13 protein-coding genes are annotated in these 13,153 nt (G+C 63.0%); 6 read left to right on the top strand and 7 right to left on the bottom strand.

Annotation, left to right across the window (positions count from 1 at the left end; genetic code table 11):
• Positions 1-19: 19 nt before the first annotated feature.
• Positions 20-1,135, bottom strand: coding sequence for a branched-chain amino acid ABC transporter substrate-binding protein (locus I6F35_RS14715; RefSeq protein WP_225118389.1), 1,116 nt, complete (start codon positions 1,133-1,135; stop codon positions 20-22).
• A gap of 80 nt (positions 1,136-1,215) precedes the next feature.
• Here I6F35_RS14715 and I6F35_RS14710 point away from each other — a divergent pair, with 80 nt between their 5' ends.
• The gene (locus tag I6F35_RS14710) at positions 1,216-1,644 is read left to right on the top strand and encodes a DUF1127 domain-containing protein (RefSeq protein ID WP_225118388.1); all 429 of its coding nucleotides are present in this window, start codon (positions 1,216-1,218) and stop codon (positions 1,642-1,644) included.
• A 132-nt stretch (positions 1,645-1,776) separates the two neighbouring features.
• On the opposite strand, the gene I6F35_RS14705 is transcribed toward I6F35_RS14710, so the two are convergent.
• Complete coding sequence (locus I6F35_RS14705; protein ID WP_225118387.1) at positions 1,777-2,754, bottom strand: AraC family transcriptional regulator; 978 nt, start codon at positions 2,752-2,754, stop codon at positions 1,777-1,779.
• A 349-nt stretch (positions 2,755-3,103) separates the two neighbouring features.
• On the opposite strand from I6F35_RS14705, the gene I6F35_RS14700 reads away from it, so the two are divergent.
• Both I6F35_RS14700 and I6F35_RS14695 read left to right on the top strand, forming a co-directional pair.
• Positions 3,104-3,910 carry an outer membrane protein gene (locus tag I6F35_RS14700; RefSeq protein ID WP_225118386.1) on the top strand — a complete coding sequence of 269 codons (807 nt, stop codon included), beginning with the start codon at positions 3,104-3,106 and terminating at the stop codon, positions 3,908-3,910.
• A 171-nt stretch (positions 3,911-4,081) separates the two neighbouring features.
• On the top strand, positions 4,082-5,260 hold the full coding sequence (locus I6F35_RS14695; protein ID WP_225118487.1) for a diguanylate cyclase: 1,179 nt from the start codon (positions 4,082-4,084) through the stop codon (positions 5,258-5,260).
• A gap of 7 nt (positions 5,261-5,267) precedes the next feature.
• Here the strand turns inward: I6F35_RS14695 and I6F35_RS14690 are convergent, their stop codons facing one another.
• Both I6F35_RS14690 and I6F35_RS14685 read right to left on the bottom strand, forming a co-directional pair.
• Positions 5,268-6,065, bottom strand: coding sequence for a MetQ/NlpA family ABC transporter substrate-binding protein (locus I6F35_RS14690; protein WP_225118385.1), 798 nt, complete (start codon positions 6,063-6,065; stop codon positions 5,268-5,270).
• A gap of 37 nt (positions 6,066-6,102) precedes the next feature.
• On the bottom strand, positions 6,103-7,422 hold the full coding sequence (locus I6F35_RS14685) for a PLP-dependent transferase (protein WP_225118384.1): 1,320 nt from the start codon (positions 7,420-7,422) through the stop codon (positions 6,103-6,105).
• 50 nt (positions 7,423-7,472) lie between these two features.
• On the opposite strand from I6F35_RS14685, the gene I6F35_RS40180 reads away from it, so the two are divergent.
• Positions 7,473-7,604, top strand: coding sequence for a hypothetical protein (locus I6F35_RS40180; RefSeq protein WP_275945459.1), 132 nt, complete (start codon positions 7,473-7,475; stop codon positions 7,602-7,604).
• 41 nt (positions 7,605-7,645) lie between these two features.
• Positions 7,646-9,049 carry an LLM class flavin-dependent oxidoreductase gene (locus I6F35_RS14680; RefSeq protein WP_225118383.1) on the top strand — a complete coding sequence of 468 codons (1,404 nt, stop codon included), beginning with the start codon at positions 7,646-7,648 and terminating at the stop codon, positions 9,047-9,049.
• A gap of 83 nt (positions 9,050-9,132) precedes the next feature.
• On the opposite strand, the gene I6F35_RS14675 is transcribed toward I6F35_RS14680, so the two are convergent.
• Positions 9,133-9,909, bottom strand: coding sequence for a MetQ/NlpA family ABC transporter substrate-binding protein (locus tag I6F35_RS14675; RefSeq protein ID WP_225118382.1), 777 nt, complete (start codon positions 9,907-9,909; stop codon positions 9,133-9,135).
• Positions 9,910-10,351: 442 nt separating this feature from the next.
• Here I6F35_RS14675 and I6F35_RS14670 point away from each other — a divergent pair, with 442 nt between their 5' ends.
• Positions 10,352-11,284: an aliphatic sulfonate ABC transporter substrate-binding protein gene (locus I6F35_RS14670; protein WP_225118486.1), complete on the top strand. Its 933-nt coding sequence runs from the start codon at positions 10,352-10,354 to the stop codon at positions 11,282-11,284.
• A 66-nt stretch (positions 11,285-11,350) separates the two neighbouring features.
• Here I6F35_RS14670 and I6F35_RS14665 read toward each other — a convergent pair whose 3' ends face one another.
• Entirely contained in the window at positions 11,351-12,016 is a 666-nt protein-coding gene (locus I6F35_RS14665; protein WP_225118381.1) for a methionine ABC transporter permease, read from the bottom strand.
• Positions 12,006-13,127: a methionine ABC transporter ATP-binding protein gene (locus tag I6F35_RS14660; RefSeq protein ID WP_225118380.1), complete on the bottom strand. Its 1,122-nt coding sequence runs from the start codon at positions 13,125-13,127 to the stop codon at positions 12,006-12,008. Before I6F35_RS14660 ends, I6F35_RS14665 begins: the two co-directional genes overlap by 11 nt.
• Positions 13,128-13,153 lie beyond the last annotated feature (26 nt).

Below are 13,153 nucleotides of genomic sequence, written 5' to 3'. Positions count from 1 at the left end.
GGCTGCGGCAGTCGCGACCTCACAGCCCCTTGTCGACCTGTGCGTAGCCTCCTTTGCCGTCCCACTTATAGACGACATAATCGATTGCCTTGATGTCACCCTTTGAATCGAAGGCCATCTTGCCGAGCACGGTGTCCCACTCGCCGGCCTTGATGGTATCGATCACCTTCTTCGGATCGGTCGAGCCGGCCTTCGCCACCGCCTGCGACCACACCTGGAACGCAGCGTAGGTGTAGAGCGTGTAGCCTTCGGGATCGATGTTCTTGGCCTTGAACTTGTCGACGATCGCTTTTGCGGTCGGCTTTTCGCGCGGATCGGGGCCGAAGGTGAACAGCGTGCCTTCCGCAATCGGACCGGTGATCGAGGCGAACTCCTTGTCATTGATCGCATCGCCCGCCATCAGCACCGTCTTGAGCCCTTGATCACGCATCTGGCGCACGATCAGGCCGGCTTCCTGATGATAGCCGCCGACATAGACCAGGTCGATGTTCTCGCGCTTCAGCCGCGACACGATGGAATTGAAATCCTTGTCGCCCTTGTTGAAGGATTCGAACATCTTCTCGGTGACGCCGGCCTTGTTGAGCGCCTTCTTGGTCTCGTCGGCAAGTCCCTTGCCGTAAGTGGTCTTGTCGTTGAGAATCGCGATGTTCTTGCCGGCGAAATTCCTGGCGATATAGGCGGCGGCGACCAGGCCCTGCTGGTCGTCGCGGCCGCACACCCTCAGCACGTTCCACAGCTTGCGCTCGGTGAGCAGCGGATTGGTCGAGCCCGGCGAAATCTGCAATACGTTGCCGTCCGCATAGGCTTCCGACGCCGGGATCGAGGAGGACGAACAATAGTGGCCGGCGACGAACGGAATTCCCGCGCTGGCGATCTTCTCGGCCACCGAGCGCGCCTGCTTGGGATCGCAGGCATCGTCGTTGACATCAAGCACGAGCTTCTTGTTAAGGAGACCGCCAGCGGCGTTGATATCGGCCACCGCCTGCTCGGCGCCGTTCCGGAACTGGCGACCGAACGCGGCTTCGCCGCCCGTCATCGATGAGGCAACCGCCACCCTGATGTCCTGGGCCAGCGCTGCCGACGACAGCACAAGTGACATACCTAGTGTTAAACCGAAGAGCTTGACCACTTTCATACGAAAGTCCTTGGGGTTGTTTTGGAGACCGTGGTTGTCTTGGAGAGACCGCGAAAGCGCGAATTCTTGAGGGTATATCATTGTCGTCTGACATCGACGCGATGTCACCGTATTTTTTTGACGACGCACGTTTTGGCATATTGGAGGCGTCGCCGCGTTCCCGTGTTACGGCTGTAGCCGTATTTTCCAGCGCCGGAATGCTCCGGAAATATGGCAGCACGAGAATCTCCCGACTGATATTTTGCCGGGAGATATCAATGTCACACGTAGAGCAACTGTTTTACAGCCGACCGTACCTGATAGACAGGCGACAGGCACCGAACGGCCCGCGATGGTACGTCTCGATCAGCGCGATGGTGATGTTCCTGCTGTCAAAAATGCGCGAAGAACTGGCGATACGCCGGGCGATATCGGAGCTTCGGGATCTTGACGACCGGATGCTGCGCGACATCGGACTGTCACGTTACGATATCGGCTCCATCCGCAGGCGCGAAACCTGCTTGGCTTGATAGCGCGCGACGGCCACGATCGCTGATGATCAAGGGCGAGCATCATGCGCGCCGTTGAACGCGCATGATGCAGCGGCCTGCATTGAAGCCACAGCATCACCATTGCAGGCCTGGACGACTCGCGTGCGAGCTTCAGCGGGGCGAATCGCGGCGGCACTCTGTCGGCGTGACGCCGAAACGCCGGCGGAACCGCTGGTTGAAGTAGGAGACCTCGCCGAAGCCGCATGCGAGCGCAATCTCGCTGATCTTGAGACGATCCCCGCGCTCGCTCGCAAGCATATGCCGCGCCTGCTGCAGCCGCCGCTCCAATAGGCGCTCGGTGAAGCTCTGGCCGGTCTCGTGCAGGAGGTCCTGGACATATCTGGTCGAGAGACCGAGATGCCGGGCAACGTGCGCCGCCGAGAAGCCGGCATTCATGAAGCCTCGCTCGATCTCGGCGATGATGTCGTGAATGCGCGACGCCCGCAGGCCGCGCGTCGTGGCGATCTGTGCGGCGTCACCGCGTGCGCCGAGCACCAGCGCGGTCAGATCGAGGAGGGTCGTACGGATGTGCGCGTCGAGCTGCGGATCGTGGGGCGCTCGCGACAGCTTCACGACGCTTTCGATATAGCGCCGCAGGTGCGTCACGGCCGGGCGCTGCGGATCGAGCGGCCTTGCCAGCAGGTCATCCGCGTGCCCGACAAGCGCTCTTAGCCTTTCCCTGCCGACCGTCAACGTCGTCCAGGCGAAGGGCGCATCGGAGCTCATGTCGGCCGGCATGCCGTTTGTGCCGAGAAATGCGCCGCCGGCAGCCAGATTCGCCTCGCGGTTCGACTGATCCACCCGCAGCGTGCCCGAACCGCGGTGGAAGACGAGGCAGAAATCATCGTCGGGACCGCGGGAAATCGCGCTTCTCGATCGCCTGATCCTGCCGAAAGTGCCGCCGAATCGCGTGACGTGAACGTCCTGAAAGTCGGACCAGCGCAGAAATCCCTGGAATGGCCGATCGTCGAATCGCGTGATGTCGACGCAGCAGGTGAGCGCCTCCACCGTCTCATACCAGAGGGAAAACCTTCGATCGTCTTCGAGCGCTGGATCGAGATTGTCGGAGTGGAAGCTTGCTTGATGCATTGTTCTTGTAATTGCATTTACACATTCATACTACCGGCACTCCTCCACGCGAGCCATGAGTAACTCTGCCGCAGCGCGCCATGAATCGCTGCCACGCCGCGTCGGATTGTTGCGCGACAGCCACAGCGACCAACGGTTTAGCGGGAGCGCGCTCGGGCTCAAATCCAGTGCGGGCGAGAACAAGACCGCCGCCGCGACCACTGCCATGTTGCGACACGGCTGCCGCGAGAGACTGCGTCGAATGCAACCACTGCATCACCCGACGCGATCGCCCGGCCTTCACATGTCGCCGTCCACGACGGCGATGCACTGGAAAACCCTTTCTCCAGGGAAATTTAGGGGCGTGGTAATGAAGACGTTTCTACTCGGTACTGTCTGTGGTCTTGGCTTGGCGGCGGGCCCGACCCTTGCCGCCGATTTGTCCTATCCGGTCAAGGCGCCGGTTGCGGCCGTCCCGGTGTTCTCCTGGACCGGCTTCTACATCGGCGCCAATGTGGGCTTTGGCGGCGACAAGTTTGACTATCCGTTCAACGCATTCCAGCGGCAGCTTCAGGCGGAAGCGCCCGCGCTCGAATCAAGCGCCGCCGGCAATTTCAGCCTCAACTCGATCGGATTTTTCGGCGGCGGCCAGATCGGCTACAATCATCAGTTCAACAACAATGTGGTCGCCGGCATCGAAGCCGACTTCCAATGGTCGGGCATCGAGGGCAAGCTCGCGGGCGCCGCGCTTTTCACCGCTCCCGGCGTGATCAGCAACGCGAGCTTCGACATCGGCTCCGAGATCGAATGGTTCGGGACCATTCGCGGCCGCCTCGGCTACACCTGGGACAGGGTCCTCCTCTATGCGACCGGCGGCGCGGCTTACGGCAAGGTCAAGTCCCACGCCAGCTTCAACGCCAACGGACTCGTTGGTCCGCTGCCGGCTGTGATCTCGGCGAGCGACACGCAATGGGGCTGGACCGCCGGCGCCGGCCTCGAATACGCCATCACGCCGAACTGGTCCTTCAAGACCGAATATCTCTATTTGGACTTTGGCAGCCATGCTTTGTTCAGCAACGCCGTCAACGACGTCGCGAATGGCTTCTTCTCGAGCGCCAGCATGGACGTCAGCACCAAGCTTCATACGGTCAAGGCCGGCGTCAACTATAGATTCTGAACGAATCAGAAGATCCGGATCGCTCCGGAGGCCGCGCATCGTCGCGGCCTCCGCGCTATCTTCCGTGACCACAGTCGATCGAATTGTAGTGAATTCGCTCCCGTTCCATTAAGGTCGGGCGGATAGCTGGTCGTGCCGGGGAAAGGTCCGGAGTTGTGGTCCTTGTTCGATATGTTCACCGTCGGGCTGTTGGCCGAGGCCGCATGCGCGATCGGTTGCTTGATCATCGTGATCACATGGGTGCGCGACCGCTCCACTAAATCGTATTCCTGGTGGATGCTCGGATTCCTGCTGTCCGGCCTTGGCGTCATCCTGGCGGCACAGCGCCAGACGCTGCCCCTGATCTCGGCCGTGGGCATTCCTGGCTTTTTCGCCCTGTTTGGCACCGGCGCGCTCTGGTGCGGCCTGCGTGTTTTCGACCAACGGCCGCTGCCCGCATCGGCCCTGCTGCCGCCGCTGATCTGGGCAGTGGGCCTGCCGATCGCGTATCCGAGCTATGCGCTTCGCCAGATCGACTACAATCTTGCGATCGGCACGATGACGCTCCTGATCGGCCTCGATCTCTGGCGCTCGTCTTCCAGGGAACTTTCGCCGCGCCTTTGCATCGCGGTGATCTGCCTGTTCGAGACGGTGGTCAGCTACAGCCAGGCGATCGCCATCTTTGCCATGCGCGAGGAGATCGGCCAGGGCCCGCTCCGGGGATGGCTCACATTTGCGCCCTTCCAATCCGCGGTCGCGATGGTGGCGATCGTCGTTCTCGGCATTCTGATGATCGGCGAGCGTTCCGAGCGCCGGCTTCGCGATCTCGCGATGACCGATCAGCTCACCGGCGTCCTCAATCGGCGCGGCTTCTTTGAGGCCAGCGCTGCGCGCCTTGCCAAACTCTCCGGAAGATCGTGCGAGATCGCGATTGCGCTCTTCGACATCGACTTCTTCAAGGCCATCAACGACAAACATGGCCATCCGGCCGGAGACAGCGTCATCGCCGAGTTTGCAAGGCGCGCCGCGCATGCGATTCGCCAGGGCGATATCCTTGGCAGGATCGGCGGGGAGGAATTCGCGCTACTGCTGCCGGACACCACGATCAACGATGCACGACTGGTCGTCGATCGGGTGCGGGCCGCATTCGGCGGTGCGCCGGTCGTTCACGGCGACATTGAAATTATGGCCACCGCGAGCGCGGGAATATCGATCGCCCACGCTCAAGGGATCGTCCTGGATCGGCTCATATCGGCGGCCGATTCCGCCCTGTACGCAGCGAAGAAGGCGGGACGCAATCGGACCAGCATCCTGCACACGGTGGCGCCGAGCGATCGCGACGCCACGCCGATCGTGCGCAGCTCGTCTTGAACCGGGCCTAGCTACCGAACCCGGCAGGAATGAAGGCCGGCAGCTTCTCCTCGATGAACTGCTTCACCTGCGGCGAGTTGAAGACCTGGATGAACGCCTTCAGGCGCGGGTCGTCCTTCTTGTCGGCGCGCGCGGTGAACCGCAGCACCAGGCCGTCATCGATGGTGCGGTCAATGATCAGCGCCGATTTCGGATCGCCGCCGGCCGGGATCAGATAGGTGATGTTGACGAGCGCCAGCGTGACGTCGTCAAGCGAACGGTAAGTCTGCGCGGGATCGAGCTCGACGATCTTCAGGTTCCTGGGATTTTCGATGATGTCGAACTTGCTCACCGAGAAGCCCTTGCCCGGCGTCAGCTTGATCAGGCCGGCACGCTCGAGCAGGATCAATCCGCGCGCGCCGTTGAGCGGCTCGTTCGGAATCGCAACGCTGTCGCCGGACTTGATCTCCTCGAGGCTCTTGATCTTCTTCGAAAACAGTCCGACCGGCGCGATCACGCCGACCTTGTCGACCTGAACGAGATTGAAGCCGCGCTGCTTGTTCTGAAGGGCAAGATAGGTCGCGTGCTGGAACAGATTCGCGTCGACGTCGCCGCTGTGGACCACCTCATTGAGCGCGACCCAGTCGGCGAGTTCAACGATCGTGACGTCCCGCCCCTTTTCCTTGGCGAGTTTGGCGGCATATTGCGCCAACTGCCCGACCGGGCCGGCGCTGGTCGCGATCTTCAGCGGCTCGTCGGCAACCGCAGCGGTGGTCAGGGCAAGGAACAGGCCGGCAGCCTGCGCCATACGCACGAACGTCTTCATCGTGTCGGGTCCATTTCTTCTCGAAGGATCGTATTGGTCAGGCCGCCTTGCGCGCGCCGGCATCGGCATGGGCGAGGGCCTGGTTGAGATCGGCGAGGATGTCGTCGGGATGTTCGATGCCGACGGACAGGCGCACGTAGCCGGGTGTCACCCCGGCCGCGAGCTGCTCCTCCGCGCTGAGCTGCTGATGCGTGGTCGATGCCGGGTGGATGGCGAGCGAGCGCGCGTCGCCGATATTGGCGACGTGATAGAAGAGTCTCAGCGCATCGATGAACCGGCGCCCGGCGTCGACACCGCCCTTCAACTCGAAGCCGACCAGCGCGCCGTAACCGCCTTTCAGATAAATATCGGCCCGGCGCCGGTTCGCGCCGCTCTGCAGGCCCGGGAAGATCACATGCGAGATCGCCGGATGCTTGACAAGGAAGTTCGCGACCTTGATCGCGTTCTCATTGTGCTGGCGCAAGCGCAGCGGCAGCGTCTCGAGCCCCTGAATGAACTGGAACGCGTTCTGCGGCGCGATCGCGGCACCAAGGTCGCGCAGCAGCTTCACCCGCGCCCGCAGGATATAGGCGATCGGGCCGAGCGGCTTGGCCGCCTCGGTCCAGACCGCGCCGTGATAGGCCTCATCCGGCTGCGTCAATAGCGGGAAACGCGACGCGTGCGCCTCCCAGTCGAAATTGCCGCCATCGATGATCGCGCCGCCGATCGAGGTGCCGTGTCCGCCGATATATTTGGTGGTCGAATAGACCACGATCGCAGCGCCATGCTCAAACGGCCGCGCGATGACCGGCGCCGCCGTGTTGTCGAGGATCAGCGGCACGCCGAGCGAGCGACCGATATCGGCAACTTCCCTGATCGGAAACACGTTGAGCTTCGGGTTCGGCAGCGTCTCGGCATAGTACGCCCGCGTCTTCGCGTCAGTGGCGCGACGGAAATTCTCGGGGTCGGCGGGATCGACAAAGCGGACTTCGACGCCGAACTGCTTCAGCGTCTGCGAGAACAGCGTCCAGGTGCCGCCATAGAGATCCGTGGACGACACGACATTGTCGCCAGCCTGCGCAATGTTGAAGATGGCGAACGCCGAAGCTGTCTGGCCGGAGGCCACGGCAAGCGCGCCGACGCCGCCTTCGATCGCCGCAAGCCGCTCCTCGAAAGCATCCTGGGTCGGGTTCTTGATCCGCGTATAAATCTGACCGATCGCCTCGAGTGCAAACAGCCGCGATGCGTGATCGGTATTCTCGAACTGATAGGACGTGGTTTGATAGATCGGTACGGCCACCGCGCCGGTCGCAGGGTCTGAACGATAGGAACCGCCGTGCAAAGCGAGCGTCTCGACGTTCTTCGTTTCGATCGGCATTTCGAACTCTCCCTTGAATCCCTGACCTCTACGTCATCAGCGAGGAAATGATGCTTGCCGACGCCCATGCTGTCGAGCCACCGGAGAAAATAGCGATGCGCGTGCTGCCGCTTTGCCCTGGCGCGGCGGTAATCTTTCGTCCGGTGCGGCAAATTGAAAACAAAGTCGTCCGGCTCGCATGATAGTTTCCGCGCGACACGAACCCTTTGCCAGAGAACCGCTGATGACGAGACCGCGAGAACTCCGCTTCAACGCGTTCAACATGACCGCGCCAAGCCACAACTGGGTCGGCCTGTGGTCACATCCGCGCGATGCGTCGATCAACTACAACACGCTCGACTATTGGGTCGATTATGCCAGGACCGCGGAGCGCGGCCTGCTCGACGGCATCTTCCTCGCCGACGTCTTCGGCGTCTACGACGTCTATGGCGGCAATCCGGACACGGCGATCAGCCATGCCGTGCAACTGCCGAACGCCGAGCCGACGCTGCTCGTCTCAGCAATGGCGCTCGTTACCAGGCATCTCGGCTTCGGCGTGACGTCGAACCTGACGTTCGAGCATCCCTATCAATTCGCCCGCCGCTTCTCGACGCTGGATCACCTCACCAACGGGCGGATCGGCTGGAACATCGTCACCGGCTATCTCGACAGTGGCGCGCGCGGGATGGGACACGCCACCTCCCGCATCCATGACGAGCGCTACGATGCGGCCGAGGATTTTCTTGCCGCCGTCTACAAGCTCTGGGAAGGCAGTTGGGAAGACGGCGCCGTCAGCCGCGATCGCGCAACGCGCCTGTTCACCGATCCGGCGAAGGTCCATCGCATCAGGCATGAAGGCTCGCACTATCGTGTCGACGGCATCCATCTCGCCGAGCCGTCGCCGCAGCGCACGCCGCTGTTGTATCAGGCGGGAACATCACGGCGCGGCCGCGCCTTCGCCGCGCGGCATGCGGAAGCGATCTTCCTCAACGGCCAGACCAGACCGATCCTTAAGCGCGCCGTGCGCGAGATCAGGGACGCCGCCAGGGAGTTCGGGCGCGATCCCTATGACATCAGGCTGTTCGCCGGCGCGACCGTGATCGTTGCACCGACGCGCGCCGAGGCAAACGACCTGCTCGAGGACTACGCCCGCCATGTCGATCAAGCCGGGCAACTCGCGCTGCTCTCGGGCTGGACCGGTATCGACTTCTCCACCCACCGTCCCGACCAGGCCGTGCAATATGTCGAGAGCAACGCCATCCAGTCGATGGTCGAGAATTTCACGCTGCGAAGCGAGCGGCCGGTCAGGATCGGAGATCTCGCCAGCTTGAGCCACGTCGGCGCCCGCTCGCCCTTCGTGGTGGGCTCGCCGCAGGACGTTGCCGACGAGCTGATCGCCTGGGCCGAGGAGACCGACGTTGACGGATTCAATTTATTCCGTCTGGTCGTGCCGGAATCGCTGAACGCGTTCGTCGACCTGGTGGTACCCGAACTGCAATCCCGCGGCGTCTACAAGACCGCCTATCGCGACGGCACCTTGCGCGAGAAGCTGTTTCCAGGACGGGGACCGCGCCTGCACGCGACGCATCCGGGCGCAGGCTTTCGCCGCTCGTCTAGCGACGCCGTTCGATCCGACGCCGCCGAATAGTGCGTTGACTGTTCGGCAGCGCGAAGCAAACAAACCCTGCGTAGGGTAGACACGCTTCGCTTTGCCACCCTACGTCAGGTCTATTACCAGGTCGCGATGTAGGTGCCCTTGAAGCGCTTGTCGAGGAAGGCCTTCACGGGGTCCGAGTGATAGGCGTCGACGAACTGCTTGACCCAGGGCTTCTCCTTGTCCTCCTCGCGCACCGCGATGATGTTGACCCACGGACCGTCTTTCGACTCGTGCGCGATCGCGTCGGTCGCGGGATTGAGGCCGGCCTGCACCGCGTAATTGTTGTTGATCGAGACGAGATCGACGTCCTGCAGCGAGCGAGGGAGCTGTGCGGCGTCGAGCTCGACGAAGCGCAATTTCTTCGGATTGTCGGTGATGTCGGCAATCGTCGAGGCGACGTTGTTCGGATCCTTCAGCTTGATCACGCCGTGAAGGGCGAGGATCATCAGTCCGCGGGCGCCGTTCGAGGGATCGTTGGCGATCGCCACCCGCGCGCCCTCCGGCAGATCCGACAGCTTCTTGTATTTCAGCGAGTAGACGCCCTGCGGCGACGCGATGGTATTGGCGACCTTCACGATCTTCCAGCCGGTCTTGGAGATCTGGTTCTTCAGATAGGGCTCATGCTGGAACGAATTCAGTTCCAGATCCTTCAGCGCCAGCGCCTGGTTGGGAATGACATAGTCGGTGAATTCGACGACCTTGATGTCGAGGCCGCGCTCGGCAGCCACTTTCTTCACCACCTCGAGGATTTCGGCGTGCGGCCCGGCGGTGACGCCAACCCGGATGGTTTCGGCCCTTGCGGCGCCGGCAAACAAGGCGGCTGCCGCAACGATCGCGGTAAAGATACGCATAAAGCTCTCCAAAGATCAGACAAACGTACTCGGCTGCCACTAGCGCCGATCGTTCACCCCTTCAACCGCCTGCGCGACAAAACGACGAAACGGTTGCGATCATTCAATGCCGGGAACAAAACATTCGCTCTACATGCTGCAGCGCGATGCTTCTGTTCTCCGCAAGGGATCGATCTCTCGTAGCTGCGAATGACGCTGCGCGGGGAGAGGACGCCGCGTGAAATGCAATTCTCATAACTGTCGCCGGCGGAGAATTTTGCACCACATCCGACGATTTCTCCGCAATTGCCACCGGGGCGCGATTGACCGCAAATGACGTTCCGGATCATCCGCCATCGATTGCCGTATTATTTTGGAAGCCATAGCCATGCTGTTCTCGCCCCGCTCGGCCCCGCAAGTTCCAGCCGCCTCCCGGATCAAACCCATCACGCGCCGGCTCGCAATGAGCGCACTCGGCCTCTTGGCAATGGTGTCACTGGCGCAGCCTGCGGCCTCGGAGGAAATCCGGATCGGATATCAGAAGTCATCGACGCTCACTGCGATCCTCAAGACCAATGGTGAATTGGAGAGGGCGCTCGCGCCGCTCGGCATCAACGTATCCTGGCATGAGTTCACCAGCGGATTGCCGCTGCTCGAGGCCATCAATGTCGGCAGCGTCGATTTCGGCGCTGACGTCGCCGACACCGTGCCGATCTTTGCGCAGGCCGCGGGCGCCAAGCTTGCCTACGTCGCCGAAGAAGCCGCTTCGCCATCGGCACAGGCGATCCTGGTTCCGAAGGACTCGCCGGTCAAAACCGTGGCCGATCTCAAGGGCAAGAAGGTTGCGGTGACAAAGGGCGCCGGCAGCCATTTCCTGCTGCTCGCCGCGCTCGCCAAATCCGGTCTCACCTTCAAGGACATCTCGCCCGCCTACCTGACGCCCGCCGATGGCCGCGCCGCCTTCGTCAGCAACAATGTCGACGCCTGGGTGGCCTGGGATCCTTTCCTCACCAGCGCAAGCCGCCAGTCCGGCGCGCGCGTGCTGTCCGACGGCAGCAACGGCCTCGCCAGCTACAAGCGCTATTACGTTGCCTCGGCCGCGTTCGCCGATCGCCGCAGCGATGCGCTGAACGTGATCTTCAACAAGCTCGCCGAGACCGGCAAGTGGGTCAAAGCCAATCCGAAGGACGCTGCGACGATTCTCGCCGGCCTCTGGGGCATCGATGCCGCGGCGGTCGAAGAGGCCAACAGCCATCGTTCCTACAAGGTCGGCGCGGTCACCGTCACCGGCCTGTCGGAGCAGCAGCGCATCGCTGATGCCTTCGTCGCGGAGGGATTGATCCCGAAGAAGGTCGATACCACCGACGTCAAGATCTGGGCGCCGAAGGGATCGTAGCGCGAGCACTCCCGCAAGCGGGAGAGGGAGCGCAGGGATCATCGCGGCCGCATCGTCGTCCGTAGGCTAGCGATGGCGCAACCGGCGGTTGACCCGGCGCGCCAGATAGTCGCCGGCGGTCTGCACCGTCTGCACCAGCGCGATCAGGACCACCACCACGGCCAGCATCATGCCCGGCATGAAGCGCTGATAGCCGTAGCGGATGCCGAGATCGCCCAGCCCGCCGCCGCCGACCGCGCCGACCATGGCCGAATAGCCGAGCAGGCTGACCACCGCGAGCGTCAGCGACAGCACCAGCCCCGGCAGCGCCTCCGGGATCAGGACCTTGAACACGACCTGTAGCGGGGTTGCACCGAAGGACGACGCGGTTTCGATCAGGCCGGCATCGACTTCGCGGATCGCCCCCTCGACAAGGCGCGCGATGAAGGGCGTCGCGGCGATAGTCAGCGGAACGATGGCCGCTCCCGATCCGATCGAGGTGCCCGCGACGAGGCGCGTGAACGGGATGATCGCGACGACCAGGATGATGAAGGGCGTTGAGCGCGTCGCATTGACGATCACGCCGAGGACCGCATTCGCGGCCGGTGCGGCGAATAGTTCGCCCTTGCGGCTGGTGGCGAGAAACACCCCGATCGGCAGCCCGAACAGCGTGCCGAGCGAGGCTGCAACCGCGACCATGAACAGGCTTTCGCCGGTCGCCTGGATGATGAGATTGATGAGTTCAGGCGACATAGCCGAGACGCTCCGCGGAAAACCGATGTTGAGAGAGGAAGGACAGCACGCGCGCAACCACGGCCTCGTCGCCGGGCACGCCAAGCGTCAGTGACCCGACCTGCTGGCCGCCGATCTCGTCGATCCGCGCCGACAGCAGCGCCGCGTCGATCGCAAGCTCGCGCGACAGGCGCGCCACCAGCCGGTCGCCGCCATCGCCGCGGACGAGCACCCGGATCACGGCCTGGGCACCGGGCGCAGCCTGCTGTTGCAGGCGGCTCGACAACGACACCGGGACCGCGTCGCCGAGCACCTCGGAGAGGAAGCTCTGGGTGATCGCATGCTGCGGATGGGTGAAGATGTCGGCGACGTGACCACGCTCGACGACGCGCCCGGCATCGAGCACGATCACCTCCTTGGCGAGCTGCCGCACGACCGACATCTCGTGGGTGATCAGGATGATGGTCACGCCGAGTTCGCGGTTGATGTTGGCGAGCACGTCGAGGATCGAGCGCGTCGTCTGCGGATCGAGCGCCGAGGTCGCCTCATCAGACAACAGCACGCTCGGCCGCGTCGCCAGCGCTCGCGCGATGCCGATGCGTTGCTTCTGGCCGCCAGAGAGTTCGGACGGATAGCGGTTGCGCTTGTTGGCGATGTCGACGAGGTCGAGCAGTTCCGAGACGCGCGCGGCGATCTCGGCTTTCGGCCAGCCGGCGATTTCAAGCGGCAAGGCGATGTTGTCAGCCGCCGTCCGCGACGACAGCAGATTGAAGTGCTGGAAGATCATGCCGATCGAGCGTTGCGCCAGTCGCAATGCGCTGCCGGAAAGCGCCGAAATGTCGCTGTCGTCGACGATCACGCGGCCGGTCGTCGGTTTCTCCAGCCCGTTGATCAGCCGCACCAGGCTGGACTTGCCGGCCCCTGAGCGCCCGATCACGCCGGTGATCGCGCCGCGGGGAATGGCGAAGTCGATGTCCTGGAGCGCCGTCACGCTCGGCTTGCCGCGATAGGCGGGATAGGTCTTCGAGACGGCCTCGAACCGCACCATCGCATCTTCGGCGACGACATCGGTCACGATGGGCGGAAAGGCCTCCGCCGGCCGTGAGGCCGCGAGGGATTGATGCACATTCATTGCTGGATTCCGGTCCTTCGGCTGCG

It is taken from the genome of Bradyrhizobium sp. BRP22, from assembly GCF_020194175.1.
Lineage (GTDB): Bacteria > Pseudomonadota > Alphaproteobacteria > Rhizobiales > Xanthobacteraceae > Bradyrhizobium.
This window is presented reverse-complemented; position numbering and strand designations above follow the sequence as displayed.

What these genes read in the sequence shown, in the direction of transcription:
- I6F35_RS14715 (WP_225118389.1), bottom strand. Translation starts at nt 1,135, where the DNA reads ATGAAAGTGGTCAAGCTCTTCGGTTTAACACTAGGTATGTCACTTGTG.
- I6F35_RS14665 (WP_225118381.1), bottom strand. Translation starts at nt 12,016, where the DNA reads ATGTCGCCTGAACTCATCAATCTCATCATCCAGGCGACCGGCGAAAGC.
- I6F35_RS40180 (WP_275945459.1), top strand. Translation starts at nt 7,473, where the DNA reads ATGCTTGCCGACGCCCATGCTGTCGAGCCACCGGAGAAAATAGCGATG.
- I6F35_RS14670 (WP_225118486.1), top strand. Translation starts at nt 10,352, where the DNA reads ATGAGCGCACTCGGCCTCTTGGCAATGGTGTCACTGGCGCAGCCTGCG.
- I6F35_RS14685 (WP_225118384.1), bottom strand. Translation starts at nt 7,422, where the DNA reads ATGCCGATCGAAACGAAGAACGTCGAGACGCTCGCTTTGCACGGCGGT.
- I6F35_RS14675 (WP_225118382.1), bottom strand. Translation starts at nt 9,909, where the DNA reads ATGCGTATCTTTACCGCGATCGTTGCGGCAGCCGCCTTGTTTGCCGGC.
- I6F35_RS14695 (WP_225118487.1), top strand. Translation starts at nt 4,082, where the DNA reads ATGTTCACCGTCGGGCTGTTGGCCGAGGCCGCATGCGCGATCGGTTGC.
- I6F35_RS14680 (WP_225118383.1), top strand. Translation starts at nt 7,646, where the DNA reads ATGACGAGACCGCGAGAACTCCGCTTCAACGCGTTCAACATGACCGCG.
- I6F35_RS14700 (WP_225118386.1), top strand. Translation starts at nt 3,104, where the DNA reads ATGAAGACGTTTCTACTCGGTACTGTCTGTGGTCTTGGCTTGGCGGCG.
- I6F35_RS14660 (WP_225118380.1), bottom strand. Translation starts at nt 13,127, where the DNA reads ATGAATGTGCATCAATCCCTCGCGGCCTCACGGCCGGCGGAGGCCTTT.
- I6F35_RS14705 (WP_225118387.1), bottom strand. Translation starts at nt 2,754, where the DNA reads ATGCATCAAGCAAGCTTCCACTCCGACAATCTCGATCCAGCGCTCGAA.
- I6F35_RS14690 (WP_225118385.1), bottom strand. Translation starts at nt 6,065, where the DNA reads ATGAAGACGTTCGTGCGTATGGCGCAGGCTGCCGGCCTGTTCCTTGCC.